Raw genomic sequence first — 23,914 nt, forward strand, 5'->3', positions numbered from 1 at the left:
CCTGGGCTATGCGCCAAGCTCAACGCGCCATGGTGGGTTCAATCGATTTTTGCCCGCCCAGTATAATTTAATTTTGTTCCCGGATGGATCGTGCAATACAGCTTCCCGCCAAAGGTACCTTCTATCACTGGGTGGTTCGTCGAACTTGACCCCTTTAGATTCAAGCTCTTTTACCAATGCATCAAGATCTTCGTGCTCGAAGTAAATAATGCTCCCATTAGAAAATCCTGACCCTGAAAGGCTAAGAGAGAATGTTGCATTTCCATCCGGGCACTCAAATCGGGCGTAATGATCGGTATCAACAATCTGCAGGAATCCCATTTTGCGATAGAATTCCGTTGCCGCCTGCATATCAACTACCGGAAGTGTTACCTGATTCAAATCCATAAAACTATCCTGAAAATGCATGAACCAAGCCATCAACCTGGAACAGATTAGACGCCCTAGAGTCCTGTTATTGAAAAATGATGGCTTTCAATATTGAATTTTTCCCTCAAGTAAAAGCGATGCGCCTGGAATCTTTGGACCCCAGAGTCTAGATGCACTTGGCTGCAACCAATTTCTTTCGCGTACTGTTTTATCCAATCAACCAGCAGCGCGCCCGCCCCGGATGACCTGTGACGTTCATCTGCTACGAGATCATCGATATAGATATGCTTGCCCCAGGCCAATTTCTGGCCGATCACAAAACCCGCTACGCACAAAATGTTCTCGCCCGATATAACATACGCAAGTCTATAGCCAGCCTCGCGCTGCAACTTGACTTGCACCTTAAGGCTATCCAGATCGTACTGCGGTCTCAGCTGCAAAAGAACCGCGCAAACCTCGTTCAATTCTTCATCTGACTCTAGCAAATTAACTTTCATAGTTCCGATTTCGTAAAACGGCACTCAGGGGCGGCTTACTTTGGATGTACGATTGCGCGAAAATGGGAGCGAAACGACTGCGCAATTAAGTGACAAAGTAAGCCGTCGCTTTGCAGCATATTATTATGGCCCACTCTGTCGCTGAGGCACGGAGTATGCAACACCCCTGCACTCCATATACTGATTGCACATTCCCGCAACAGCTTTGCCACACGCCTCAACTACGACGCCGTTACCCCCTAAACTGTGCGCCCTTACTTTTAGATCGTTTACCAAAGCACGTTTGCTCGGCTTTGGTTGATCTATACGCTCCTGGCAATATGATGCCTCAACAAAACCCAATGTAACCGCATCATACTTAGAAATTTCGGTGGGTGAATACTCCTCTACAGCCAAAGTTTTCACCCTATTTTTTGCATATGGACCAAAGTTTGTATTGAATGTCATGCCGCCACATGCAGTTACGAGCGCTGCGAAAATTACTATAAATATCTTCATTCTCAGGTCCTACCTTACGCCCAGCGCAGGCGCAGCCGGCGCGGAGCGCATTTTGTGTTAATGTTTGAGCGCCAGCGAGTAACACAAAAGGTGCGTAGCGTCGGCTGTCGCCTTGCCGCTGCTTGTAATGAATTTTGCCCACCACTTACGCCAAGGGCTCAGGATGCTCCTGGCTATCCTTCCATTTTTTGTACTCAGACTTCAGACAACGGCCGCAGGGTCGATACCCGGCTGCAATTGCGACAGATTCGCTAGCAAAGAAAACTCTGTGCTTTTCATAAATATTATTACCAAGCGCATTGTTGGCAGCCGTACAATTAAGCGTACCGTATATTTTTTCTCGAGAATTTCCGCCTAGCTGGCCTTTTTCAGTACTTTCATATATTTCGCCATCAGAATTCAATAGCTTATACAGCTTCATGCTTTTTCCTTGATCCATAACGCCCGCAGCAGAGGCGACCAATGCTATGCACATTTTGTGCGAAACTGGGAGCGTAGCGACCAGCACAAAAGTGTGCATAGCGTTGGGCGTCCCGCGTAGTGCCGAAGGCCCGGACAAACGGCTCGACTTTGTTAATTGACTTACCTATGAAGAAAGCCGGCAAAGAATACGGTAGCGGTTAGAGCAAGAATTCCTGCTAGGACACCAAGAAAAAAACCTAGCATTCCACTTTTTTCTCTGTAGCGCCATAGTGCGGCAAAGAATACACCAATCCAAAATGGTGTCGATATAGCTGATTCAGGACGAATCTGCTCTCCATTAATTGAAGGTATAAGGACACCAGAGAAAGTCACAAGTGCGAGCAGACCAAATACCTGATACCAAATCTTTTTCTTCGGCTTATTCGAAACTGAGTCACTTTGGATTTCTTTATCAGTTAATTCTGATTTTGGTGCCTTGTAAATTTCATTCATTTCTGCTCCCCATTTAACGCCCAGCGCAGGCGCAGCCAGCGCGGAGCGCATTTTGTGTTAATGTTTGAGCGCCAGCGAGTAACACAAAAGGTGCGTAGCGTTGGCTGTCGCTCTGCCGCTGTTTGTTATGCATTGTTCTGTGCTATGTGGTATTCAAGTATTTCAACGAGAGAATCTAGATTTACTGTACTAGTAGATATATACACTTTTCCATGTTTCCCGCCGCTGGCAACGACAGCCTCAATACCGTTACTACTAAAATACGACAGCTCTTTAATACAATTTAGCGGGATTGTATTTTTAAAAAACCAGTAGTTTCTACCTGAAATACATTCGTCAGTAATTGTAACGGAAGCCAATTTGAAGGATGCCGATACAACAAACGCGAAAAATAATGAAAAAACTGAAATCCCTAAGTACATAAGAGGAAGTTGTAGAAGGCTCACATGCCGAAATGTCTCTTCTACATCCATTCCTGTCTTGAAATAACGAACAATTAGTGCGAGCGTGACAGCCACCGAAATTGCTAGCGTCATGAACCTCGCAAGCTTTTTCCATAACGCTTTCCAATTTACTGAATACTTCATCGACTCCCTCTGATGCATACGCCGCGCTCAGCCGCAGCTTACTTTATGCGCATTTTGCGCGAAAATGGGAGCGACAGCGACCGCGCAAAATGTGCATAAAGTAAGCTGTCGGTCTGCAGCGCCTTGTATGGTCTAATTCCCCCGAATTCGGTAAGTTGAAGCCCGTAACATCTCTCACCATGTTACCGGCTACCTAGCTCGATGCACGCCAGATCTCTAAAGATCGTCAACAAGCCTGAGCGGGTGGCCGACCCGATTTACAAACTCGAACAGTCGAATGGGCTTCAAGCCCGAATTTAGCAAGGACGAGTCATTATGACAAACCGTAAAAGTGCTGAGGCGGGAGTTAACGTGGGCGTGGATATCGGAAAGGAGTATCTCGATTTCCATATTCATGAGAGAGACGTTTACTGGAGATCAGACAACACTCCTGACGGTATTAGATACTCGCTCAACCGAATATCTCGCTACCAAGTCGCAAGGCTGGTCATGGAGGCCACAGGCCGCTATGAGTTGCTCTTAGCAGATGCCGCATTCGAGCGGAAGATGCCGGTGATCATCGCGAACCCCCGCGCGATCCGACGCTACGCCGGTGCTGTAGAACAGCTGGCTAAAACGGACAAGCTCGATGCCGCTCTGATTGCTGAATTTGCAGCGAGGATTCAGCCGAAACCGAGTAGATCACAGAGTAAAAACCTTCGTGAAATCAGAGACTTGCTGGCTCGTCGTCGCCAACTCATGAACATGAGGACACGCGAACTTAACAGGCAGTCGATCATGGGTGATGGCGTATTGGCCAGCACCTATCGAAGGCTAATCAAGCAGCTGGATAAAGAGGTTGAGTGGGTTGATCAGAAGCTAAATGCAGCTATCGAGAAGGAGTCTGCATGGGATGAAAAGAAAGCTCTTTTGAAAAGCGTTCCTGGTGTTGGCGACGTCCTGGTACATACCCTTCTGGGTGACCTTCCCGAGCTCGGCACACTGAATAACAAACAGATTGCAGCGCTCACCGGTGTAGCACCAATGAATCGAGATAGTGGAAAGCTGCGCGGAAAAAGAAGGATCAGAGGCGGCAGATCAACTGTCCGCGTGGTTCTCTACATGGCGACGGTCAGCGCCACCTTATGCAACCCAGCGATCAAAGCCCACTATCAAAATTTAGTAGCCCAGGGGAAGCACAAGAAAGTGGCGATCACTGCCTGCATGAGAAAAATGATCACAATTTTGAACGCTATGGTTCGCGATGGAGAACCCTGGGCTGCCTAGTTATTTTCTTGGGGTTGCAACCACAGTCGCTTGTTATACGCTTAACCACAATAAAAGACGTCCTGCAGTTTCATGGACTTATCAAAGTTAACGTATACGCAGCCATCCATGATGTCGCCATCAAGTAACGCTGATTTTCGTAGCTGAAGAAAACTGTAACTTCTGAATCTTACCGATACCCCACTGTCACTTTCTATTATTTTGAATGGATAGTAACCGAAAGGGACTTCGGATGATTTACCTAGCTCGGCGTATGCTTTATTTAGAATAGCTCGATCATCTTCAGACCAATTTATTGCCCCGTACTTCGGCTCAGCAAGAGCCAGATCTTTGACCGCAAAGAATCCAACCCCGAGTGATCCACATAGTAATAAAGCTAAAATTATGATTATTGCGTTTTTCATACTCGATTGTGCGTATAACGCCCACAGCAGGGGCGGCTTACCTTGTGCGCCTTTTGCGCGAAAATGGGAGCGTAGCGACCCGCGCAAAAGGCGCACAAGATAAGACGTCCCGCGGAGACCCGAAGGGCCGTAGCTTTACTGCCTGTGTTTGTTAGATTTTGTTTGCACCAGGCCTGGGGCTCCTCCCGATACTACTTTCGTTTTAATTTTCCTAATTCCGGACAATCTATTTACCAGCTCATCTTCCAGGTAAGATATTCTATTTATTACCTGAGTAGAATTTTTGCAATCGTTATTTTTGAGGCACTCTCTTAACAATTGAATTGCCTTCTCAATCTTAGGCTTTGAACTGTTACGAGAGACGTATTTATTTTTTAAATATTTTTCTGCAGGATGCTCAGGCTCTCGCCAAATCTTGTTAAGCTCTCTCTTTAGGGGCTTCAACTCCCCTCTCAAATTAGCCTTTTCGCTTTTCAAAGAATGAATTTCATTCTCAAGCTCTTCCTTGCGAATACTAGAAAGCCTTTTTGACCTTGATAAAAATGATTTTTTCCCATTAATTTCTTTTGATAAAATTTTTAGCCGCTCTTGGATAGCCTTAATTTCAGTTTCGATGCTCATACTAAATCTAACGCCGCCGGCAGGGGCAGCTTACCTTGTGCGCGTTTTGCGCGAAAATGGGAGCGCAGCGACCCGCGCAAAACGTGCACAAGGTAAGCTGTCCCGCGGAGGGCCGCAGGCCCGGAGCGAATTGCCCGGCCTTGTTAATGTTTGATGACCTGAAAGTGATTTAACACTGACAAGGCTACCAAACTCAACGCCCTCGAATTACCAACATACTGCGAGCGGCACGATTGGCTGTACCACGCCACGCTTTCCCTGGAGCGGCTTACACGCCCAAAAGGAAAACCCCACTCTCTTTCTTCCGCCGCCAGTGAAAACCTTAACGAAGGGAAACCACTGGAGGCTTTCTATATCAACCGTAAATCCCTGCTAGCGATACCACTTTTACAACGCTAGAGGTCGCCGAATCGCTCATCAAGCACACCGAAATTTTTAGGCGGCGGCATGATGGACCTGAACATTAACGCCCAGCGCAGGCGCAGCCAGCGCGGAGTATTTTTTGTGTTAATGTTTGAGCGCAGCGAGTAACACAAAAAATGCGTAGCGTTGGCTGTCGCTCTGCCGCTGCTTGTTAGGCTGCGGACTCCGCAGGACCCACTTAAGTTACTTAGATATACTATTCAGAGAAAGAAAACTGTGCCCAACTAGTTGGGTCCGTAGATACCGCATTCTTCGGATATAAGAACTCAGCCCGCTCACCTTCTTGGTAAATAGCGCTTATACCGAACATCATATTCCAAATATTGCCAGGAAATTTATTACGCGAGACTTGAACCTGCCTGTGCGTTCCTTTGGCCCATATGGGACCTTTTCGGTTTTCCGGCTCCTCAAGCCCAGAAAATGGCACCCAGAATCCAGCATAATTTTTAAGATCCCATTTTCCAGAAACTCTCTCCCACCCATTTTCCGTGAGTACTTTTTCACCCATTTGAGCTGAGAGGTGAAATTTGTGAAGACGGTTAGTTTCTGGATTTTCTATGTACAGATCTAAGACTGTGATGTCTTCTTCTTTAGCTCTAGCGCATATATAGAAATAATTGTCATCTTTCATTAGATAGATAGCAACTTGCGCTGGCAATTCCAATTTTGTTGCCACATCCCATTCATCATTCCCGCAACGGCCATCTAGTAGCGCCGACTTACCTGTTGAGTTGATGGAAATTGCCGCAGAAGCATTGGAGGAAATATAGAAAAAAATAAGTACAGCACCTAGAGAAAGTAGTTTCGAAATTTTATTCATATTAATCCTCGCAGATACGGTTTCTAAGCCTAACAGTTTTATTCAAAAGCCCCAGATATAGACATTATGTCTACATCTGGGCATGACATGTCTATATGTGACCATAATGGCTAAATATAGCCATTTCTCATGGCCGGCTATATGTCTACATCTAGGCATTGGTCAATCAGGCCTTCGACGATTCTGTGACCCATGTTTCTATGCTCTGCCATGCTGCGCTTTACTACCCAGGCTTTGGCGACTCTGCTCCAGCGACCACCGATTTTCCGGGCTTCGGCGCGTAAATCGACTTCGTCGTAGGAGATCTTCAGTGCCACCCATTCACTTTTGTGCGGCATGACCTGAGGTCTCGTATTTTTATGCCGATAGGCTTCTCTTTGTGCGACGATAATTTCTACGGTGGTGTAGACGGTGTTTTTGCACGGGGATCGTCGGTATCGAACGGCGCATAGTTGATCGCCGTATTTATCGTGATAGCGCTTGCTGCCATCATCGCCCGGCCGGATTGTTTTTATAATTTCCATTTGCCCTCCTTGGCATTTGCAAATGCTTCCTACAGACCCAGCTCGTCCCACATGTCATCGATTTTTTGTGTGACTTCGGGATCTTTTACGATTGGTCGCCCCCACTCCCGGGTGGTTTCGCCTTCCCATTTATTGGTCGCGTCGAAACCGATCTTCGAGCCCAGCCCTGATACCGGTGAGGCGAAGTCGAGATAATCGATCGGGGTGTTCTCGACCATTACCGTGTCGCGGGCGGGGTCCATTCTGGTGGTCATGGCCCAGATGACGTCGTTCCAGTCCCGCGCGTTGACGTCATCATCGGTGACGATCACAAACTTGGTGTACATGAATTGGCGCAGAAAAGACCAGACGCCCATCATGACCCGCTTGGCATGTCCCGGGTACTGCTTCTTCATGGTGACCACGGCGAGGCGGTAGGAACAGCCTTCTGGCGGCAGGTAGAAATCGACAATTTCCGGAAATTGCTTGCGCAATATGGGTACGAAGACTTCATTCAGGGCCTCACCCAATACCGCCGGCTCATCCGGTGGGCGGCCGGTGTAGGTGCTGTGGTAAATGGGGTCTTTGCGGTGGGTGATTTTTTCCACAGTGAATACGGGAAAGCTATCTATCTCGTTGTAATAGCCGGTGTGGTCGCCGTAGGGTCCCTCGTCGGCCATGTCGTCCGGGTAGATATAGCCTTCCAGTACGTACTCGGCACTGGCGGGAACCTGCAGGTTGCTGAGCCGGGCTTCTGCCACTTCTGTTTTCCCGCCCCGCAGTAGGCCCGCAAAGGCGTATTCGGAAAGGGTATCCGGCACCGGGGTGACCGCACCGAGAATAGTGGCCGGGTCGGCACCAAGAGCGACAGCAACCGGGAAGGGCTCGCCGGGGAATTGCTGTTGCCATTCACGGAAGTCCAGCGCACCGCCCCGGTGGGATAGCCAGCGCATGATCAGGCGGTTTTGCCCGATCAACTGCATGCGGTAGATACCGAGGTTCTGACGCTTCTTCTCCGGCCCCCGGGTAATCACCAGGGGCCAGGTGACGAGGGGCGCGGCATCACCGGGCCAACAGGTCTGAATGGGGAGCTTGGTCAGGTCAACGTCGCCGGCGTTGATTTCAAACTGCTGGCAGTCGGCCTTGCTGATGACCTTGGGGCCCATGTTCATTACTTGCTTGAAGATGGGTAGCTTGTCCCAGGCATCACGGAGACCCTCAGGGGGCTGTGGCTCCTTCAGGAAGGCGAGCAACTCACCTACCTCGCGTAGCTCGCTGACGGACTCCCGCCCCATGCCCAGGGCGACACGCTCGGGGGTTCCAAACAGGTTGGCGAGTACGGGGGTGTCATATCCGGTGGGGTTTTCAAACAACAGTGCTGGGCCACCGGCGCGTAGCACGCGGTCGGCAATTTCTGTCATTTCCAGGTAGGGACTGACGGGATGTTTTATGCGTTTGAGGAGGCCGCGCTTTTCCAATAGCTGGATGAAGTCGCGCAGGTCTTTGTATTTCATGTTTTACCGGTCGACGAGGATTTCAACGGCCAGTGTAAAACAGTCAGAACAAAATGGGGAACATACACCGTACCGGCAGGTTCGGTGGTCAAACGGAGGGGAGTTTTTGAACAACCCGCAGCATGCAACATGCTGCGGGCTGCCGAACTTCTAGGCGGTAAAGCGTGCCTTAGAAGCGGGGACGACGCGGACGGTCTTCGCGCGGCTTGGCTTCGTTAACACGGATGTTACGGCCAGACAGCGGCTGATCATTCATTTCTTCGATTGCCTTACGCGCTTCGTCGTCGTTCGGCATTTCTACGAAACCAAAACCTTTAGAACGGCCAGTTTCCCGGTCAGTGATTACAGTAGCCCGGGAGATTTCACCGAACGCACCGAAAGCTTCGTGCAGTTCGTCAGAGGTTACGCCGTAGGCCAGATTTCCGATATAGATATTCACAAAAAAGTCTCACTAGAGTCAGTGGGCTGTCGAGCAATTCACAAATGGTAACCAGCTCCACCGAGTTATCCATTTGCGATTGGTCCAGAGTCGCTCGACTTCCCAGCCGGGCGAGACCAATTCGGGCAGTGCTGAAATACTGTTCAACACATCAATGTTGGCCTTTATATGCCTAACGCAATGCCTTTTCAACTGAATTCGGCGTAATTTCACGCCTGTTTCATCGCATTGCAAAAATTCTCCACAAGATGCAAAAAAGGCCTGCCGATTGCGCAAGCCTTTATTGTGAAGAGGAATTATTTCCGTTTCATGGACAGGAAGAATTCGTCGTTGCTCTTGAAGTCCTTCAGCTTGTCGATCAGGAATTCAGTGGCGGCCAAATCTTCCATATCGTGCAACAGCTTGCGCAGGATCCAGACCCGTTGCAGCTCGCCTTCAGGCATCAGCAGCTCTTCGCGGCGGGTGCCGGAGCGGCGCACGTTGATGGCCGGATAAACCCGCTTTTCGGCGATTTTACGGTCCAGTTGCAGCTCCATGTTACCGGTGCCCTTGAACTCTTCGAAGATCACTTCGTCCATCTTGGAGCCGGTATCCACCAGGGCAGTGGCGATAATGGAGAGGCTGCCGCCTTCTTCGATGTTTCGCGCCGCACCAAAGAATCGCTTCGGGCGCTCCAGGGCGTGTGCATCCACACCACCGGTCAGTACCTTACCGGAGCTCGGCACGGTGGTGTTGTAGGCGCGCGCCAGTCGGGTGATGGAATCCAGCAGGATAACCACGTCTTTCTTGTGCTCTACCAGCCGCTTGGCCTTCTCGATCACCATCTCGGCGACCTGAACGTGGCGGGCGGGCGGCTCATCGAAGGTGGAGGCGACCACTTCGCCGCGCACAGAGCGCTGCATCTCGGTTACTTCTTCCGGGCGCTCGTCGATCAGCAGAACGATCAGGTGGCACTCCGGGCTGTTGCGGGTGATGGCCTGGGCCATGTTCTGCAACATGATGGTTTTACCCGCTTTGGGCGGCGCAACAATCAGGCCACGCTGGCCTTTGCCGATGGGCGCGATCAGATCGATGATACGGCCGATCAGGTCCTCGGAAGAGCCGTTTCCGCACTCGAGGCCGAGGCGCTCATTCGGGAACAGCGGAGTGAGGTTTTCAAACAGGATCTTGTTGCGTGCATTTTCCGGCTTGTCGAAGTTGATCTCGCTGACCTTCAGCAGTGCGAAGTAGCGCTCGCCTTCTTTGGGGGGACGGATCTTGCCGGAAATGGAGTCGCCGGTGCGGAGATTGAAGCGGCGGATCTGACTGGGGGAAACATAGATATCATCGGGGCCTGCGAGGTAGGAGGAGTCGGCAGACCGCAAAAAGCCAAACCCATCCTGAAGAATTTCCAACACCCCCTCGCCGTATATGTCTTCACCGCTTTTGGCGTGGCGCTTGAGGATATTGAAAATGATGTCCTGCTTGCGCGAGCGGGCGACGTTTTCGAGCCCCATGCCTTTGGCAATTTCAATCAGCTCTTCAATGGGTTTGGTTTTTAATTCAGAAAGGTTCATACCAATTGCTTTATTTAGGTTTCTTCTGTCAGATGGCGCGGACGCACCGGAAGTGTTTGCGGGGGGATTTGAAAGTTCGATGTTGATAATGCCTGTATCGACCGGCCGACGGATTCGCTTTCCGCGCGCTACTCACTTGAACACTACCCTGGACACCACCGAAACACGGGTTACCACTCGCAAATGGCACAATTGGCTTGGCAAAGGCGCCAGAGGGAAGATCGTTCAACTTGAGGAGTTTGCGCCGGAGAGGCTGTGACGACAGCGGGGTTGGCGACTTGGCTCAGGTCTGTACTGAACAGTTACTTTGATTACTAGGGAGTATAACGGCAGTTCGGCATCCTGCAAGGTCTATTTCTCGGGCTCTGGCGCCGCGACCGGGCAGTTGCTGGAAATGACACGGGGCGCAACTGACCTCGGCCAGTTGCGCCCCGTACAGCCGGATCAGATCTGGCTGTCGATGAACTCGGTCAGCTGGGCGCGGGACAGCGCACCCACTTTAGTACCCTCGACATTGCCGCCCTTGAACAGCAACAGAGTGGGGATACCGCGCACGTTGTACTTGGCTGCCGCTTCTTTGTTGGCATCCACGTCCACTTTAACGATTTTCAGCTTGTCGCCGTAGTGGCCAGACAGGTCTTCCAGTACCGGAGCGATCATCTTGCAGGGACCACACCATTGGGCCCAGAAGTCCACCAGTACCGGGCCTTCGGCCTTGAGTACTTCGGCTTCAAATTCTGCGTCGGTGACGTTGACGATGTTCGCGCTCATAGTGCTTTCCTGTAGTTCTGTTTCTTCAGGCCCCGCTGGCCCGCCGGCAGACATAATAAGTACCGCCTGCAAGCCCCGCAAGGCAAATGGTCCCGCCACTGTTGCCATTTTGCCGCAACAGTTGGCATTTGCCCCAGATATATGGGCCGCGGCACGGTTTTCAAGTGGCGGTCTTCACCCCTACCGTGACGGAAGCTCAGTCAGAGGGCAAAAAACGCTGCAGGACCTCGTCCACATAGTCGTAACCAAACCCGCTGGCCGCGATACGCGGGCCCAGGGGCTCCACCAGCTGCATGGCCTCCAGTTTCGCCCATTCCCCCGCCAGGGTGGACAGGGGCAGGCCGGTATAGGCCGCAAAAGACTCTGCCGGTACCCCCCTTTCCAGCCGCAAGGTATTCATGAGGAATTCCAGTGGGCGCTCAGCAATGGCAACGTCTGTCACTTTGGCCTGAGGGAAGTCGCCACCCCCTTCGCCCAGCGCGCAGCCCAGTGCCAGGTAGTCCCTGGGGGCGCGGGTACGCTGGGTGCGAATGATCCGGCCACTGTCGGGCAAAGTGAATTTGCCATGGGCGCCGGCACCGATGCCTATATAGTCGGCAAACGACCAGTAGTTGAGGTTGTGGCGGGACGCCAGGCCGCTGCGCGCATAGGCAGACACCTCGTAGCGACCATAGCCCTCCCCTGCCAGATAGGCCCGACCCGCCTGTTGAATCTCGGCGATCTGCTCGGAACCCGGGGTCACCGGTGGCGCTGAATAGAAGGCGGTATTCGGCTCGATGGTGAGCTGGTACCAGGAGATATGCTCGGCGCCCAGCGCCACCGCCTGTTTCAAGTCCCGCAGTGCATCCACCTCACCCTGTCCGGGCAGGCCGTGCATCAGGTCGATGTTGATGTTGTCGAAACCCGCCGCCCGCGCCTGTGTCGCCGCCGTGTGCGCCTCGGCGCCGGAGTGGATGCGCCCCAGATTCTGCAGCTGTAACGGGTCGAAGCTCTGCACACCAATCGACAGGCGATTGACACCGGCACTGTGATAGCCAGCAAACTTTGCCTGCTCAAAGGTACCGGGATTGGCCTCCAGGGTGATTTCGATATCCGGCACAAACCCCACGAGGGATTCCGCCAGGTTTAGAATGCGCTCGATGGCCAGCGGCGAAAACAGGCTGGGGGTACCGCCACCGAAGAAGATAGAGCCCAGCTTGCGCCCCTGAATCCAGCCGAGCTGACTGCGCAGGTCCCGCTCCAGCTGGTCCACATATTCGGCCTCTGGCAGCTGGCTAGCTGCCGGTTCGCTATCGGCCCCATGCCGAATGGAGACATGCTCCCCGGATCCGGCAGGGACCTGATGGGAGTTGAAATCGCAATAGGGGCATTTGCGCACACACCAGGGTATGTGCACATACAGACTCAACGGGGGTAGCACCAATGGCTGGGTATCGGGGTTCAATGTGGTGGACTCAGATCAGCTTCTTGCCGGTGGCGGCGTCGCGGAACCGTTCGGGCACCACCATTTCCTCGTGCCACAGCTGCTCGAATTTTTTCACAGCCTGGGCGCGATGGCTCAAGCGATTTTTTACCTCACGGGGCAGTTGCGCGGAGGTGAGCTTTTCCGAAGGCACATAAAACAGGGGGTCGTAACCGAAGCCCTGATCGCCCGCGGGCCGGGTGAGAATCTGGCCGGGCCAGTGCGCGGTGCACACCAGGGGCACCGGATCATCGGGGGTACGTACGAACGCGAGTGCACAGTGAAAGGCCGCGGTGCGCTTTTCCGCGGGTACCCCCTCCAGCGCTTCTACCAGTTTGCGGTTGTTGTCCTCGTCACTGGCGCCGTCACCGGCGTAACGCGCCGAATAAATACCGGGGGCGCCATCGAGCGCATCCACCGCGAGCCCCGAATCGTCCGCCAGCGCCGGAAGCCCGCTGGCACGACTGGCATGGCGCGCCTTGATCAGGGCGTTTTCAATAAAGCTGAGGCCGGTTTCCTCCGCTTCCTGCTGGAGAAAATCCGACTGCGGCAACACCGCAATCTGCCAGCCGGCAAACAGCTGTGAAAACTCTTTCAGCTTGCCTGCGTTGCCGCTGGCGAGAACAATTTTTTCCATACCCAAACCTAAGAAAGTCGCGAGGAAGTTCCGGGAAAACTCTGTCACCAAAACAAAAACAGCGGGCTCAGTCAGGCCCGCTGCAATCTTTAAACCGCTTGCACAATCACTTTTTGTGCAATTGCCGACGGAAGGTGAGCTGCTGGGTACTGCCATCGGGCAGCACCAGGTCGATATTGAAGGTGAGATTTTCCTCATTTTCAAACCGGAACGGCGCCAGATAATAGACGGCCTTGTTGTCACGCACCTCGCGGAACTCCAGTGTCCGGGACTGCTGGATCAGGTTGGTGGCATTACCGGAGACACCGGCACTCATGCCCTGGGTGTCCTCCTTCTTTCTCACCGAGATATTCACGAACGCACGATCCGGCGCACGCACCAGGTTGTACTGGCGGGCGATGTCGGGGGAAATAAATTCGCTGTTGAATACCGAATAACTAACGTGGTAATCGCCAAATGTTTTGTGATTTTCAATGACCTTCGCACCCTGGGCAGCGGCAGCCGCCGCCCACAGCAACAGGGCCATGGAGAGAAATCCAGTAAACAGACGTTTCACAGCGTCCTCCTTACTTATCATGAAACCACCCCCTCCGTTTGAGGCGGCGCGTTTAACAACCATCTTCTTCTAATATTAGCGAGTTAGATGGTAAATCGCCGTTTCTCCGAAAAGATTCGGCAAAAAATCCTTCAAAACCCCGGAAACCGGGGACTCTGAGACTACCTGCCGGTGCAAAATTTGCCAGTGATGTTCGCGGCAGAGCACCTCAAAGTCTTTAAAAGTACAAAAGTGAATATTTGGCGTGTCGTACCATTCGTAGGGTAATAAGTCGGATACCGGCATACGCCCGGAAACCGCCAGATGCCAGCGCGCTTTCCACTGACCAAAGTTGGGAAAAGTAATGATGCACTCGCGCCCCACGCGCAGCATTTCTTCCACCACCAGATGTGGAAAGCGCAGGGTCTGGAGGGCCTGGGTCATTACCACCGTGTCGAAACTCTGGTCGGCGAAATTCTTCAGCCCATTGTCCAGGTTCTGCTCGACCACATTAACACCGCGCTCGATGCACTTCTGAATCTGCTCCGGGTCAATTTCCAGGCCGTAGCCGTCCACCTGCTTCTCTTTATCCAGCCGATCCAGCAGCGCGCCGTCACCACAGCCGAGGTCGAGTACCCGCGTGGCGGGTGCGATCCAGTTGTGAATGATATCCAGGTCCTGGCGCATCATGCCGTCACCTCACTGGGCCCGGTGGTGTCCTGCTCGCGCGCGACATTATTCATATAGGCCGCAAATAAATTTTCGTAGCGTGTATTGGGCAACAGGAAGGCGTCGTGCCCCATGGGCGACTCCACTTCGGCGTAGGTAACCGGGATATTGGCGTGCATGAGCGCATCGGCAATTTCCCGCGAGCGCTCGGGAGCGAAACGCCAGTCGGAGGTAAATGACACCAGCAGAAATTTACAGCGTGCGTGGGAAAAAGCTTTGACCGGGTCGTCGTCGTATTCGCGGGCCAGGTCAAAGTAATCCAGTGCACGGGTCATCAGGATATAGGTATTGGGGTCGAAGCTGCTCGAAAAGGTATCTCCCTGATAGCGCAGGTAGCTCTGCACCTGGAACTCCACCAGTTCCTCCACCCCCTGCTGGAAAGTGCCGGAGCGCAGCTCGCGGCCAAATTTCTTGCCCAGCCCATCGTCCGACAGGTACGTGATGTGTCCGATCATGCGCGCCACGGCGAGGCCATCGCGGGGCAATGTATTCGCCTCCAGATAACGACCGTCGCGGAAGTCCGGATCAGAGGTAATGGCCTGTCGGGCCGTTTCGTTAAACGCGATATTCTGCGCAGATAATTTCATCGCCGACGCGATCACCACGCAGTGGCGCAGACGCTCCGGGTACTCCAGTGCCCAGCGCATCGCCTGCATGCCACCAAGACTGCCACCCACCACCGCGGCCCACTGTTGAATGCCGAGATGGTCGGCCAGCTGCGCCTGGCTGTGTACCCAGTCCCGCGCGCGCAGCGGCGGAAAATCGGGGCCCCAGGGCTTGCCTGTTTGCGGGTTGATGGAGGTAGGGCCAGTGGAGCCGTGGCAACCGCCAAGGTTGTTCAGCGCCACCACAAAAAACTTGTTGGTATCGATCGGCTTGCCGGGGCCGATATAGTGATCCCACCAGCCCGGGCGCTTGTCGTTTTCGCTGTGATAGCCGGCGGCGTGGTGATGTCCGGAAAGTGCGTGGCAGATGAGCACGCCGTTGCTTTTGTCGGCGTTCAGGGTGCCGTAGGTTTCGTACACCAGGGTGTATTCGTCAAGCACACGTCCGCAGGCCAGCTTGAAAGGCCCGGAAAAGGTGTGGCTTTGCGGCTCGACAATGCCGACGGAGTTGGCTGGCAATCCTGCCGGCTTTCCTGATTGGGACGTTTGCGCTTCCGTGGTCAAAATCTTTCGCATGTAGTTATTGGGCGGGGCGCCAAGTTTACGAAAGCTGGGGGCGGGAGTACACCGCACTGACCCTCTTTACCCTGACACGGTTTAATGCGCAGGCTTGGACAGCGGGGATCGCCTTGCGGGACCTTCACCGCCAAGGATGGCGGTGCAGAGCCCCCAGGGATGGGTGCACGGCGTGTCCCGTAAGGCGATCCCCGCTGGCCATGCCGCCACCACACTCGCCAGTTACTAGGTCGTCGCGGGAGCCTTAAGTGGCGTGACATTATTCGCAACTGGCGCCGGCGGGATCGGCTGGGGTGCTGCCTGGGTCTGCTTGAGCAGATCTTCCAGGGCGCCGAGTGCACTGTGGTTGCGCACCAGCTCTTCCTCCAGGGCGCGCAGGTCGGTGCGCTTGTTCTGGGTTTTCTGCTTCAGCTCCGTAAGCTTGATCAAATGCCGGTTCAGCAGGTGCTTCTGGTACTGCACATGCTGCTTGAGCGGCTCAAGCACACCATCCAGCCAGCCATCCACCGAAGAAATCATCTGGCTGTACATGCGGCCTACTTCGTTGGCCAGGGTGGCCACAAAGCGCTCGGTGAGGCGGTTGCGACGGGCCAGCAGCAGCTGCGGTGAGCGGCGCAATTGCGCCGCCTGGCGATGCAGCCCGCGCAATGCCGCGCGGAAACCGGCGATATCGAAGTGCTGCTCGGCAGAAATGATATTGCTCAGGGTCGAGCGGTCGTAGATGGCATCTACCAGACGATTAGCCTGGTCAACCTCCCGTTCGAGATTGGACAGCTGGTGCTCCACGCCCCCCATGAACCCATCGATCGCGCGCGCGAGCCCCAGTGGAGACCAGCGCTCATTCAGTGCGCGGCGGGTTTCTTCGATCAATTGCTGCAGCTGCTGGCTGGAAACCGGCGCCAGCAAAGACGCGCGCTGACGGGCGAGCATGCGCTGGCTCGACTTCAGCGTCAGTAGCTCCTGGTGGCAGAATTTGTGCTGCTGCTTGGCGGTGGCATGCAACTGCTTCAGTTCTTCGATCTGCTCCGGGCTGGTGGCACCCTGCCGCTTCAGGTGATCCAGGGTCGCGCGGCCACTGTTGAGGCGGCGCTTCAGCAGATCGCGGGTATCCGCCATCAGGGTCAGGGCCTGATGCAGCGAACGGTGATTGGCCACCTTGTCGCGGTGCTCCATCAGTCGCTGTACCAGTAACCTTTCAAAATCGCCAAAGCAGCTCTGCTGCAACAGCACCGGGTCGCGCTCCGCGCGCGCCAGCAGGGCTTTTTTCGCCGACACGCCGACGACGTTTTCCTGCGGCAGATCCAGCAACTTGCTGACTTCCGCGCGCATCTTGCGCAGCATCTGATCGGCGTCTTCGTCGGGATCGTCCCACAGCACGTCGATTTTGTTCAGCAGCGCCATCACCGCGGTACCGCGGTGCTCTTTCAAGGGCACCAGGTGGGTTTCCCACATATTCAGATCGGTACCGCTGACGCCGGCATCTGCCGAGAGCAGGAAGGCCACGGCCTGGGCGCTGGGCAGCGTCGACAGTGTCAGTTCGGGCTCGTTACCCAGGGCATTCAATCCGGGGGTATCGATAATGCGCAGCCCCTGGGCCAGCAGCGGGTGCGGCAGGGAAATCAATGCGTAGCGCCAGGCGGGGATCTGAACCAGATTGCCATTGCCGTCCAGGTGGCGGCGGTCAAATCCGTATCGGGCGGCCTCTTCCGGGGTCACCGCCTTGCTGGAGGCCACCTTCATCAGGGCGTTGCGGGTGGCTTCGGCGTCTTCCGGGTCGAAATCAAAATTGACCCACTTCTGCGGGATACGGCGGAAGCTTTCCAGGCTGGTATTGGTAGCGAGGGTCTCGATGGGCAGCAGGCGCACCGAAGCGTGCTCGCTGCCATCACTGAAGATCTCGGTGGGGCACATGGTGGTGCGCCCGGGGCGCGACGGCAGCAGGCGCTTGCCGTAGGTGTGTGACAGCAGCGCGTTGATCAGCTCGGTCTTGCCGCGGGAAAACTCCCCCACCAACGCCACCGTAAACTGGTCCTCCACCAACAACTGGCGCGCCTGCTGCACCACCTGGCGCGCGCCGGCAGAATTGGGGAAATGCACTTCAAGCCAGTCGTTAAAACAGGTTAGCTGGCCATCAAGCCCCTTTTTCCAACGGTCGTAGTCGGCAATATGCTGGCGCAAGGTCACATCTTCCATGTTTTAGTGTTCTTATCGGTTACTACTAGAGAGTTACTGCTTACAGATTGGCTGCCATTCTCCAGTAACCCGGCGCGAAGTTAAACCCCGCGCCCCGGTTTTCGCGAACTGGATAAAGCCGCAATCGAGAAATGAGAAAAGGAACAACAGGCGCTGACAGGTTAGTCAACTAAATAGGTGGCAGAGGGCCGCTTGAAAACGTAGCGAGCGGGTGGCTGGTGGTGGGCGCCAGCGCACAGCAAGCGGAATGTACACGCAGTACATGAGCATTGCGCGCACTGCCGACCGCCGCCAGGCGCACGCGCAGTAGTTTTCGGGCGCCCCGTTAGAAGGGGATGTGCCAGAACAGGTTGTACACCAACTGCGGCATATGCGCACTCTGCGCAAACCCCACCAGCAGCTTGTCTGCCACGGTGAGCAAAATAAACACAAAGATCGGACTGATATCGATCACCCCCAGCGGCGGGATGATCTTGCGCACCGGCGCGTACACCGGCTCCAGCACCTGGCGCAGCAACATCAGTGCGGGATGGGAGCTCTGCGGCGCAACCCAGCTGACCACGATGGAAATCAGCATGCCCACAAACAGGATGGCAATCAGCGTCATCAGCACCCCAAGCAGGGACCACAGCAGAGCGCTCAAGGGGTTCAGCAGGCCGGCGCCCGCGAGAAAGCCTGCTCCAATAATCATCACCCAGCCCACCAGCAGGGCGAGTAGCAGGGAGGCCATATCGATGCCGAACAGGCCGGGCACGATCTTGCGCAGGGGCCGTAGGAACGGGTTGGTGACCTTGACGATGCCCTGGGAAATCGGGTTGTAAAAATCCGCCCGGCCCACCTGCAGCATAAAGCGCAGCAGCACCGCAAACAGAAACAGAATACCGATAGTGGCGAGAAGAAAAACGCCGATACTACTGAAGGTGTTGACCATTTAAAGTCCTTATTAGCAGGCTGTTGACAACAGCTGATAATCGGGGCCACGGAGGGCCCGACCGCAAATCAGGCACCCTGTGCCTGGTTTGTCGTGGAGGGTTTGCGGACACGCGCCGCAAAACCGGGTTGAAAAGGCCAGAACGGCCTTTTCAACATTAAAATTAGTGATCGAGTTCACGAGCCATTTCTGCGGCGCGCGCTGCGCAATCGCGCATCGCCTGTTCCACCAGCTCCGGCAGGCCGCCCTCTTGGAAGCGCTTTACCGCCCGCTCGGTGGTGCCATTCGGCGACATGACATTGCGCTTTAACTGCGCCACATCCACATCCGCGACCACCGCAAGTTTCGCCGCGCCCAGTGCGGTTTGCAAGGTGAGTCGCTCGGCATCCGCGCGATCCATGCCCGCCTTCTCTGCGGCGTCGATCATGGACTCCATAAACTGAAAGTAGTACGCCGGCCCGGAACCGGATACCGCGATCACCTGATCGATACCGGATTCCTGCTCTACCCACAGGGCAATACCCACTGCGTCGGCCATCTGGGTGGCAACGGACTTCTGCTCATCGGTCACCCCGTCGCCCGCATAGAGGCCGGTCACCCCGGTGCCAACCAGTGCCGGGGTATTGGGCATTGCGCGAATAATCGGCACTCCGGCGCCCAGCCAGCGCTGGTAGGCCGCCAGCGGGATCCCCGCGGCAAGCGTAATCACCAGCGGTTTGCGAGCGCTCACTTTTTCAGCGATCGACTCACACAATTCTTTCATCACTTGCGGCTTTACGGACAGCACCACCACATCGGCATGCTCGATCGCCGCCAGGTTATCGGTGCTGCCGTGCACGCCGGTGCGGTCACAGAAGGCTTTCAGCTTTTCTTTGTCGCGGCCGGTGGCGACGATCTTGTCCGCCGGGTAGCCGCTGGCCACCATGCCACCAATCACGGCACCCGCCATATTGCCGGCGCCGCCGATAAAGACCATTTTTTGATCAGACATTTCAACCTCCACCAAACTATTTACGCGCGCCGAAAATATCGGTCCCGATCCGAACAATCGTAGATCCACTGAAGATCGCAGCCTCCATGTCACCAGACATGCCCATCGACAGGGTATCCAGCGGCTGATCCGGCAACTGCGCCTTGAGATCTTCCAGCAGACGAGCCAGCCGTATAAACGGGGTGCGCTGGTCCTCCGCCACACCGCGCGGTGCCGGAATCGCCATCAACCCGCGCAGTGCGAGGTTCGGCAGCGCCGCTACGGACGCCGCCAGCTCAGGCAGCTTCTCCACGCTGACGCCGGATTTGCTGTCTTCATCATCAATGTTTACCTGCAGGCACACGTTCAGCAGCGGCATCCCCGCGGGGCGCTGCTCCGACAGGCGCCGTGCAATTTTTAGCCGCTCCACCGTGTGCATCCAGTCAAAGTGCGCCGCCACCTCGCGAGTCTTGTTCGACTGCAGGGGGCCGATGAAGTGCCAGACGATGTCGCAATCCGCCAGTTCCGCCTGCTTGTCCAGCGCCTCCTGCAGGTAATTCTCACCAAAATGGCGCTGACCCGCGGCATAAGCGACGCGCAGGTCCTCTGCCGGGCGGGTTTTTGACACCGCCAGCAGGGTGACCGCGTCGGCCTGCCGGTCACAACTGCGACAGGCTGTGACAATCCGCTCAGCGACAGAATTGAGGTTTTCGGGGATAGACCCTTTGCGCATATACTGGGACCCAACTTTTGCTTGGCGGGCATTCTATGCGCTCATTGCCGCCGCGTCATATACGAGAAGAATAAAGGTTAGCAGTATGGACATTACAGAACTCCTCGCCTTCAGCGCCAAACAGAACGCCTCGGACCTGCACCTCTCCGCCGGCCTCCCACCGATGATCCGGGTGGATGGCGACGTACGCCGCATCAACCTGCCGCCGATGGAGCACAAACAGGTACACGGGCTGATCTACGAGATCATGAACGACAAGCAGCGCAAGGACTACGAAGAGTTCCTCGAGACCGACTTCTCCTTCGAAGTGCCCGGCGTGGCCCGCTTCCGTGTCAACGCGTTCAACCACAACCGCGGCGCCGGCGCCGTATTCCGGACCATTCCCTCCAAGGTGCTGACCATGGAAGACCTGGGGATGGGCCAGGTGTTCAAGCAGATCTCCGATACTCCTCGCGGCCTGGTACTGGTCACCGGCCCCACCGGTTCCGGTAAGTCCACCAGCCTCGCCGCGATGATCGACTACATCAACGACAACAAGTACGAGCACATCCTCACCGTCGAAGACCCGATCGAATTCGTGCACGAATCCAAGAAGTGTCTGGTCAACCAACGGGAAGTCCACCGCGACACCCACGGCTTCTCCGAGGCCCTGCGCTCCGCGCTGCGTGAAGACCCGGACATCATCCTCGTGGGTGAGATGCGTGACCTCGAAACCATCCGCCTGGCGCTGACCGCCGCGGAAACCGGCCACCTGGTATTCGGCACCCTGCACACCACCTCCGCCGCCAAGACCATCGACCGTGTTGTCGACGTCTTCCCCGCGGAGGAGAAATCCATGGTGCGCTCCATGCTGTCGGAATCCTTGCAGGCGGTCATCTCCCAGACCCTGCTCAAGCGCAACGGCGGCGGCCGTGTCGCCGCCCACGAAATCATGCGCGGCACCCCGGCAATCCGTAACCTGATCCGGGAAGACAAAATCGCGCAGATGTACTCCGCCATCCAGACCGGCGCCAACGTGGGCATGCAGACCATGGACCAGTGCCTGCAGGACCTGGTGGAAAAACGCATCATCAGCCGCGAAGTAGCGCGTGAGAAGGCAAAGATGCCGGAGAATTTTTAATAAGATCGAACACTCCCGTTACCGTAGGGTGGATAAGCGAAAGCGCATCCACCATTGAACACGGCGGGATTTTGGTGGATGCGCTGCGCTTATCCACCCTACAAAACTGGATCCCGTACCGGATCAAATCCGGCATGACGAGACCGGGATGACGCACCCCCGTCGTCCCGGACTCGATCCGGGACCCAGTGCTACGGAGTAAGACTGCTTACGAAGTAGCAATGTAAAAATCGAAGGCTAGGTGCCGGGTGCGGGTTTTCAGGATCGTCGGCAACAGGGACGTTGCCGACGAAGCGTACAGGGATGTATTCACAGCGGTCCTGAAAACCCGCACCCGGTGCCTGGCCGCCACAGAACTAGCACAAGAACAAATACCCCAGGCGGTAAATTAAAATGGAAATCGAACGACTCCTACAACTGGTCTCCGAAAAAGGCGCCTCCGACCTGTTCATCACCGCCGGTGTACCAGCGTCCATCAAACTGCACGGCAAGATCGTGCCCGTCAGCACCTCCCCGCTGACCCCGGAAAAAGCCCGGGAAATGGTCGTCGGCATCATGAATGATCGCCAGAAAAAAGAATTCGCCGAAACCAAAGAGCTCAACTTCGCCATCTCCGTGCGCAACGTCGGCCGCTTCCGGGTATCCGCCTTCTTCCAGCGCAACCTCGTGGGCATGGTACTGCGTCGCATCGAAACCAAAATCCCCACCATTGACGGACTCGGCCTGCCAGAACAGCTCAAAGAACTGGCCATGACCAAGCGCGGCCTCATCATCTTCGTGGGCGCAACCGGCACCGGTAAATCCACCTCGCTAGCCTCCATGATCGGCCACCGCAACGAGAACTCGAAGGGTCACATCATCTCCATTGAAGACCCCATCGAATTCATTCATCAGCACCGCGGCTGCATCGTCACCCAGCGCGAAGTGGGCCTCGACACTGAATCCTTTGAGACCGCCCTGAAAAACACCCTGCGTCAGGCACCCGACGTCATCCTCATTGGTGAGGTACGCTCCCGTGAAACCATGGATCATGCCATCGCCTTCGCCGAAACCGGCCACCTGTGTCTGTGCACCCTGCACGCCAACAACGCCAACCAGGCCCTCGACCGCATCATCCACTTCTTCCCTGCAGATCGTCACCAGCAGCTGTGGATGGACCTGTCGTTGAACCTGCAGGCCATGGTCGCCCAGCAGCTGGTACCAACCCCGGATGGTGACGGCCGCCGCGCCTGTCTCGAAATCATGATTAACACCCCGCTCATGTCTGACCTTATCCGCAAGGGCGAGGTGCACAAAATGAAGGAGCTGATGAAGCGCTCCACCGAGCAGGGTATGCAGACCTTCGACCAGGCCCTGTACGAACTCTACGACCGTGGCGAAATCACCTACGAAGACGCCCTCGCCCACGCCGACTCTGCCAACGACCTGCGCCTGATGATCAAGCTCAAGTCCGAGTCCGACGCCGAGTACCTCAACAGCGCCGCCGACGAACTGAGCCTCGCCAGCGACAGCGATACCGGCGGCGGCCCACAGATTTACTGATTTTCACCAGGCGGAGCCAAGCTCCGCCTTCTCTATCCCACCGATATCTGACTGACGCGAAGTTCTGATTTTGACGCTACTAAACTCTCTGGCCCTTTTCAGCGCAATGGTCGTTCTGGCTGCCATTCCCGGCCCGGGCACCTTCGCGGTAATGGCGCGCGCGGCCAGTGGTGGAATGTTGCACGGGGCGGTGGCATCCGTGGGCATTGTGCTGGGAGACTACGTGTTTATTGCGCTGTGTCTTTCCGGGCTTGCCTATGTGGCGGATGTGATGGGCGGTGCCTTTGTTGTGATCAAGTACCTGGGTGCAGCCTATTTGATCTGGCTCGGTATCAGCCTGCTCCGGGCGCGGGGCAGTCGCGCCGAAATTACCCAGGGAGCAAAAAAATCACTGGCCTCCAGCCTGCTGTTGGGGCTGACGACGACCCTCGGTAATCCTAAAGCAATCCTGTTTTACCTCAGTTTTTTTCCCGCATTTCTGCCACTCGGCAGCATCACCGCTATTGATACGCTTATTATTTTTGCGGTCGTCACCATCGCTGTGGTGGGTGTGATGTTGATGTACGCCTGGGCGACGGTGCACACGCGCAAGCTGCTACAGAATCGCAAGGAAAGCAGAGTGCTTAATCTGCTCGGCGGGAGTCTATTGATTGGCAGTGGGGTGTGGATGGCGGCACGCAGTGCCTAGGGCGAACAAA

General features: G+C 55.3%; 25 protein-coding genes. 4 read left to right on the forward strand and 21 right to left on the reverse strand.

The genetic code is table 11. The annotated features are described in order from the left end of the window. Positions 1 to 6 precede the first annotated feature (6 nt). From AU182_RS00840 to AU182_RS16365, 5 genes are all read right to left on the reverse strand, one after another. Positions 7 to 387 (reverse strand): VOC family protein, encoded by a 381-nt coding sequence (locus AU182_RS00840; RefSeq protein WP_066959448.1) that lies wholly within the window; start codon positions 385 to 387, stop codon positions 7 to 9. A gap of 56 nt (positions 388 to 443) precedes the next feature. Then, positions 444 to 866 (reverse strand): GNAT family N-acetyltransferase, encoded by a 423-nt coding sequence (locus tag AU182_RS00845; RefSeq protein ID WP_066959452.1) that lies wholly within the window; start codon positions 864 to 866, stop codon positions 444 to 446. 643 nt (positions 867 to 1,509) lie between these two features. Further along, positions 1,510 to 1,785 (reverse strand): Ada metal-binding domain-containing protein, encoded by a 276-nt coding sequence (locus AU182_RS00850; protein ID WP_066961884.1) that lies wholly within the window; start codon positions 1,783 to 1,785, stop codon positions 1,510 to 1,512. Between the two features lie 161 nt (positions 1,786 to 1,946). Further along, the gene (locus AU182_RS16360) at positions 1,947 to 2,279 is read right to left on the reverse strand and encodes a hypothetical protein (protein WP_153039074.1); all 333 of its coding nucleotides are present in this window, start codon (positions 2,277 to 2,279) and stop codon (positions 1,947 to 1,949) included. Between the two features lie 125 nt (positions 2,280 to 2,404). Further along, positions 2,405 to 2,866, reverse strand: coding sequence for a hypothetical protein (locus AU182_RS16365; RefSeq protein ID WP_153039075.1), 462 nt, complete (start codon positions 2,864 to 2,866; stop codon positions 2,405 to 2,407). A gap of 315 nt (positions 2,867 to 3,181) precedes the next feature. Between AU182_RS16365 and AU182_RS00855 the strand changes: the two genes are divergently transcribed. Next, positions 3,182 to 4,132, forward strand: coding sequence for an IS110 family transposase (locus tag AU182_RS00855; protein WP_066959454.1), 951 nt, complete (start codon positions 3,182 to 3,184; stop codon positions 4,130 to 4,132). 539 nt (positions 4,133 to 4,671) lie between these two features. Here the strand turns inward: AU182_RS00855 and AU182_RS00865 are convergent. The 16 genes from AU182_RS00865 to AU182_RS00940 all read right to left on the reverse strand — a co-directional run bounded on the left by AU182_RS00865 (position 4,672) and on the right by AU182_RS00940 (position 20,554). Then, entirely contained in the window at positions 4,672 to 5,157 is a 486-nt protein-coding gene (locus AU182_RS00865; protein WP_066959458.1) for a hypothetical protein, read from the reverse strand. 619 nt (positions 5,158 to 5,776) lie between these two features. Continuing rightward, positions 5,777 to 6,400 carry a hypothetical protein gene (locus tag AU182_RS00870; RefSeq protein WP_066959460.1) on the reverse strand — a complete coding sequence of 208 codons (624 nt, stop codon included), beginning with the start codon at positions 6,398 to 6,400 and terminating at the stop codon, positions 5,777 to 5,779. A 137-nt stretch (positions 6,401 to 6,537) separates the two neighbouring features. Continuing rightward, the gene (locus AU182_RS00875) at positions 6,538 to 6,924 is read right to left on the reverse strand and encodes a hypothetical protein (protein WP_066959462.1); all 387 of its coding nucleotides are present in this window, start codon (positions 6,922 to 6,924) and stop codon (positions 6,538 to 6,540) included. Positions 6,925 to 6,953: 29 nt separating this feature from the next. Then, positions 6,954 to 8,417 carry a 4-hydroxy-3-polyprenylbenzoate decarboxylase gene (ubiD, locus tag AU182_RS00880; protein ID WP_066959464.1) on the reverse strand — a complete coding sequence of 488 codons (1,464 nt, stop codon included), beginning with the start codon at positions 8,415 to 8,417 and terminating at the stop codon, positions 6,954 to 6,956. A gap of 169 nt (positions 8,418 to 8,586) precedes the next feature. After that, positions 8,587 to 8,856 (reverse strand): RNA-binding protein, encoded by a 270-nt coding sequence (locus AU182_RS00885; RefSeq protein WP_010133764.1) that lies wholly within the window; start codon positions 8,854 to 8,856, stop codon positions 8,587 to 8,589. Positions 8,857 to 9,152: 296 nt separating this feature from the next. Then, positions 9,153 to 10,412: a transcription termination factor Rho gene (rho, locus tag AU182_RS00890; RefSeq protein WP_066959466.1), complete on the reverse strand. Its 1,260-nt coding sequence runs from the start codon at positions 10,410 to 10,412 to the stop codon at positions 9,153 to 9,155. Positions 10,413 to 10,856: 444 nt separating this feature from the next. Next, complete coding sequence (gene trxA, locus AU182_RS00895; RefSeq protein ID WP_066959467.1) at positions 10,857 to 11,183, reverse strand: thioredoxin TrxA; 327 nt, start codon at positions 11,181 to 11,183, stop codon at positions 10,857 to 10,859. Between the two features lie 196 nt (positions 11,184 to 11,379). After that, the gene (gene hemW / locus AU182_RS00900; protein ID WP_066959469.1) at positions 11,380 to 12,627 is read right to left on the reverse strand and encodes a radical SAM family heme chaperone HemW; all 1,248 of its coding nucleotides are present in this window, start codon (positions 12,625 to 12,627) and stop codon (positions 11,380 to 11,382) included. A 10-nt stretch (positions 12,628 to 12,637) separates the two neighbouring features. Further along, positions 12,638 to 13,282 (reverse strand): RdgB/HAM1 family non-canonical purine NTP pyrophosphatase, encoded by a 645-nt coding sequence (rdgB, locus tag AU182_RS00905; protein WP_066959471.1) that lies wholly within the window; start codon positions 13,280 to 13,282, stop codon positions 12,638 to 12,640. 106 nt (positions 13,283 to 13,388) lie between these two features. Further along, positions 13,389 to 13,838 carry a DUF4426 domain-containing protein gene (locus AU182_RS00910; RefSeq protein WP_082859123.1) on the reverse strand — a complete coding sequence of 150 codons (450 nt, stop codon included), beginning with the start codon at positions 13,836 to 13,838 and terminating at the stop codon, positions 13,389 to 13,391. A 75-nt stretch (positions 13,839 to 13,913) separates the two neighbouring features. Next, entirely contained in the window at positions 13,914 to 14,504 is a 591-nt protein-coding gene (gene metW, locus AU182_RS00915) for a methionine biosynthesis protein MetW (RefSeq protein WP_066961887.1), read from the reverse strand. Then, entirely contained in the window at positions 14,504 to 15,727 is a 1,224-nt protein-coding gene (locus AU182_RS00920) for a homoserine O-acetyltransferase (protein WP_066959475.1), read from the reverse strand. Before AU182_RS00920 ends, metW begins: the two co-directional genes overlap by 1 nt. 225 nt (positions 15,728 to 15,952) lie before the next feature. Beyond that, positions 15,953 to 17,920: a dynamin family protein gene (locus AU182_RS00925; protein WP_066959477.1), complete on the reverse strand. Its 1,968-nt coding sequence runs from the start codon at positions 17,918 to 17,920 to the stop codon at positions 15,953 to 15,955. A gap of 325 nt (positions 17,921 to 18,245) precedes the next feature. Continuing rightward, complete coding sequence (locus AU182_RS00930) at positions 18,246 to 18,851, reverse strand: YggT family protein (protein WP_066959479.1); 606 nt, start codon at positions 18,849 to 18,851, stop codon at positions 18,246 to 18,248. A 163-nt stretch (positions 18,852 to 19,014) separates the two neighbouring features. Further along, positions 19,015 to 19,842, reverse strand: a complete 828-nt coding sequence (gene proC, locus AU182_RS00935; RefSeq protein WP_066959481.1) for a pyrroline-5-carboxylate reductase — start codon at positions 19,840 to 19,842, stop codon at positions 19,015 to 19,017. Positions 19,843 to 19,858: 16 nt separating this feature from the next. Next, positions 19,859 to 20,554, reverse strand: a complete 696-nt coding sequence (locus AU182_RS00940; RefSeq protein WP_066959483.1) for a YggS family pyridoxal phosphate-dependent enzyme — start codon at positions 20,552 to 20,554, stop codon at positions 19,859 to 19,861. A gap of 85 nt (positions 20,555 to 20,639) precedes the next feature. On the opposite strand from AU182_RS00940, the gene AU182_RS00945 reads away from it, so the two are divergent. The 3 genes from AU182_RS00945 to AU182_RS00955 all read left to right on the forward strand — a co-directional run bounded on the left by AU182_RS00945 (position 20,640) and on the right by AU182_RS00955 (position 23,904). Continuing rightward, the gene (locus tag AU182_RS00945; RefSeq protein WP_066959484.1) at positions 20,640 to 21,674 is read left to right on the forward strand and encodes a type IV pilus twitching motility protein PilT; all 1,035 of its coding nucleotides are present in this window, start codon (positions 20,640 to 20,642) and stop codon (positions 21,672 to 21,674) included. Positions 21,675 to 22,067: 393 nt separating this feature from the next. Continuing rightward, positions 22,068 to 23,216, forward strand: a complete 1,149-nt coding sequence (locus tag AU182_RS00950) for a PilT/PilU family type 4a pilus ATPase (protein WP_066959486.1) — start codon at positions 22,068 to 22,070, stop codon at positions 23,214 to 23,216. A 70-nt stretch (positions 23,217 to 23,286) separates the two neighbouring features. Beyond that, on the forward strand, positions 23,287 to 23,904 hold the full coding sequence (locus tag AU182_RS00955) for a LysE family translocator (RefSeq protein WP_066959487.1): 618 nt from the start codon (positions 23,287 to 23,289) through the stop codon (positions 23,902 to 23,904). Positions 23,905 to 23,914: the final 10 nt, after the last annotated feature.

This window comes from Microbulbifer sp. Q7 (assembly GCF_001639145.1).
GTDB lineage: Bacteria > Pseudomonadota > Gammaproteobacteria > Pseudomonadales > Cellvibrionaceae > Microbulbifer.

Bases quoted from the DNA above. Each gene is read 5' to 3' on its own strand.
- AU182_RS00840 (WP_066959448.1), bottom strand. From the start codon at position 387: ATGGATTTGAATCAGGTAACACTTCCGGTAGTTGATATGCAGGCGGCA.
- AU182_RS00845 (WP_066959452.1), bottom strand. From the start codon at position 866: ATGAAAGTTAATTTGCTAGAGTCAGATGAAGAATTGAACGAGGTTTGC.
- AU182_RS00850 (WP_066961884.1), bottom strand. From the start codon at position 1,785: ATGAAGCTGTATAAGCTATTGAATTCTGATGGCGAAATATATGAAAGT.
- AU182_RS16360 (WP_153039074.1), bottom strand. From the start codon at position 2,279: ATGAATGAAATTTACAAGGCACCAAAATCAGAATTAACTGATAAAGAA.
- AU182_RS16365 (WP_153039075.1), bottom strand. From the start codon at position 2,866: ATGAAGTATTCAGTAAATTGGAAAGCGTTATGGAAAAAGCTTGCGAGG.
- AU182_RS00855 (WP_066959454.1), top strand. From the start codon at position 3,182: ATGACAAACCGTAAAAGTGCTGAGGCGGGAGTTAACGTGGGCGTGGAT.
- AU182_RS00865 (WP_066959458.1), bottom strand. From the start codon at position 5,157: ATGAGCATCGAAACTGAAATTAAGGCTATCCAAGAGCGGCTAAAAATT.
- AU182_RS00870 (WP_066959460.1), bottom strand. From the start codon at position 6,400: ATGAATAAAATTTCGAAACTACTTTCTCTAGGTGCTGTACTTATTTTT.
- AU182_RS00875 (WP_066959462.1), bottom strand. From the start codon at position 6,924: ATGGAAATTATAAAAACAATCCGGCCGGGCGATGATGGCAGCAAGCGC.
- ubiD (WP_066959464.1), bottom strand. From the start codon at position 8,417: ATGAAATACAAAGACCTGCGCGACTTCATCCAGCTATTGGAAAAGCGC.
- rho (WP_066959466.1), bottom strand. From the start codon at position 10,412: ATGAACCTTTCTGAATTAAAAACCAAACCCATTGAAGAGCTGATTGAA.
- trxA (WP_066959467.1), bottom strand. From the start codon at position 11,183: ATGAGCGCGAACATCGTCAACGTCACCGACGCAGAATTTGAAGCCGAA.
- rdgB (WP_066959471.1), bottom strand. From the start codon at position 13,282: ATGGAAAAAATTGTTCTCGCCAGCGGCAACGCAGGCAAGCTGAAAGAG.
- metW (WP_066961887.1), bottom strand. From the start codon at position 14,504: ATGCGCCAGGACCTGGATATCATTCACAACTGGATCGCACCCGCCACG.
- AU182_RS00920 (WP_066959475.1), bottom strand. From the start codon at position 15,727: ATGCGAAAGATTTTGACCACGGAAGCGCAAACGTCCCAATCAGGAAAG.
- AU182_RS00925 (WP_066959477.1), bottom strand. From the start codon at position 17,920: ATGGAAGATGTGACCTTGCGCCAGCATATTGCCGACTACGACCGTTGG.
- AU182_RS00930 (WP_066959479.1), bottom strand. From the start codon at position 18,851: ATGGTCAACACCTTCAGTAGTATCGGCGTTTTTCTTCTCGCCACTATC.
- proC (WP_066959481.1), bottom strand. From the start codon at position 19,842: ATGTCTGATCAAAAAATGGTCTTTATCGGCGGCGCCGGCAATATGGCG.
- AU182_RS00940 (WP_066959483.1), bottom strand. From the start codon at position 20,554: ATGCGCAAAGGGTCTATCCCCGAAAACCTCAATTCTGTCGCTGAGCGG.
- AU182_RS00945 (WP_066959484.1), top strand. From the start codon at position 20,640: ATGGACATTACAGAACTCCTCGCCTTCAGCGCCAAACAGAACGCCTCG.
- AU182_RS00950 (WP_066959486.1), top strand. From the start codon at position 22,068: ATGGAAATCGAACGACTCCTACAACTGGTCTCCGAAAAAGGCGCCTCC.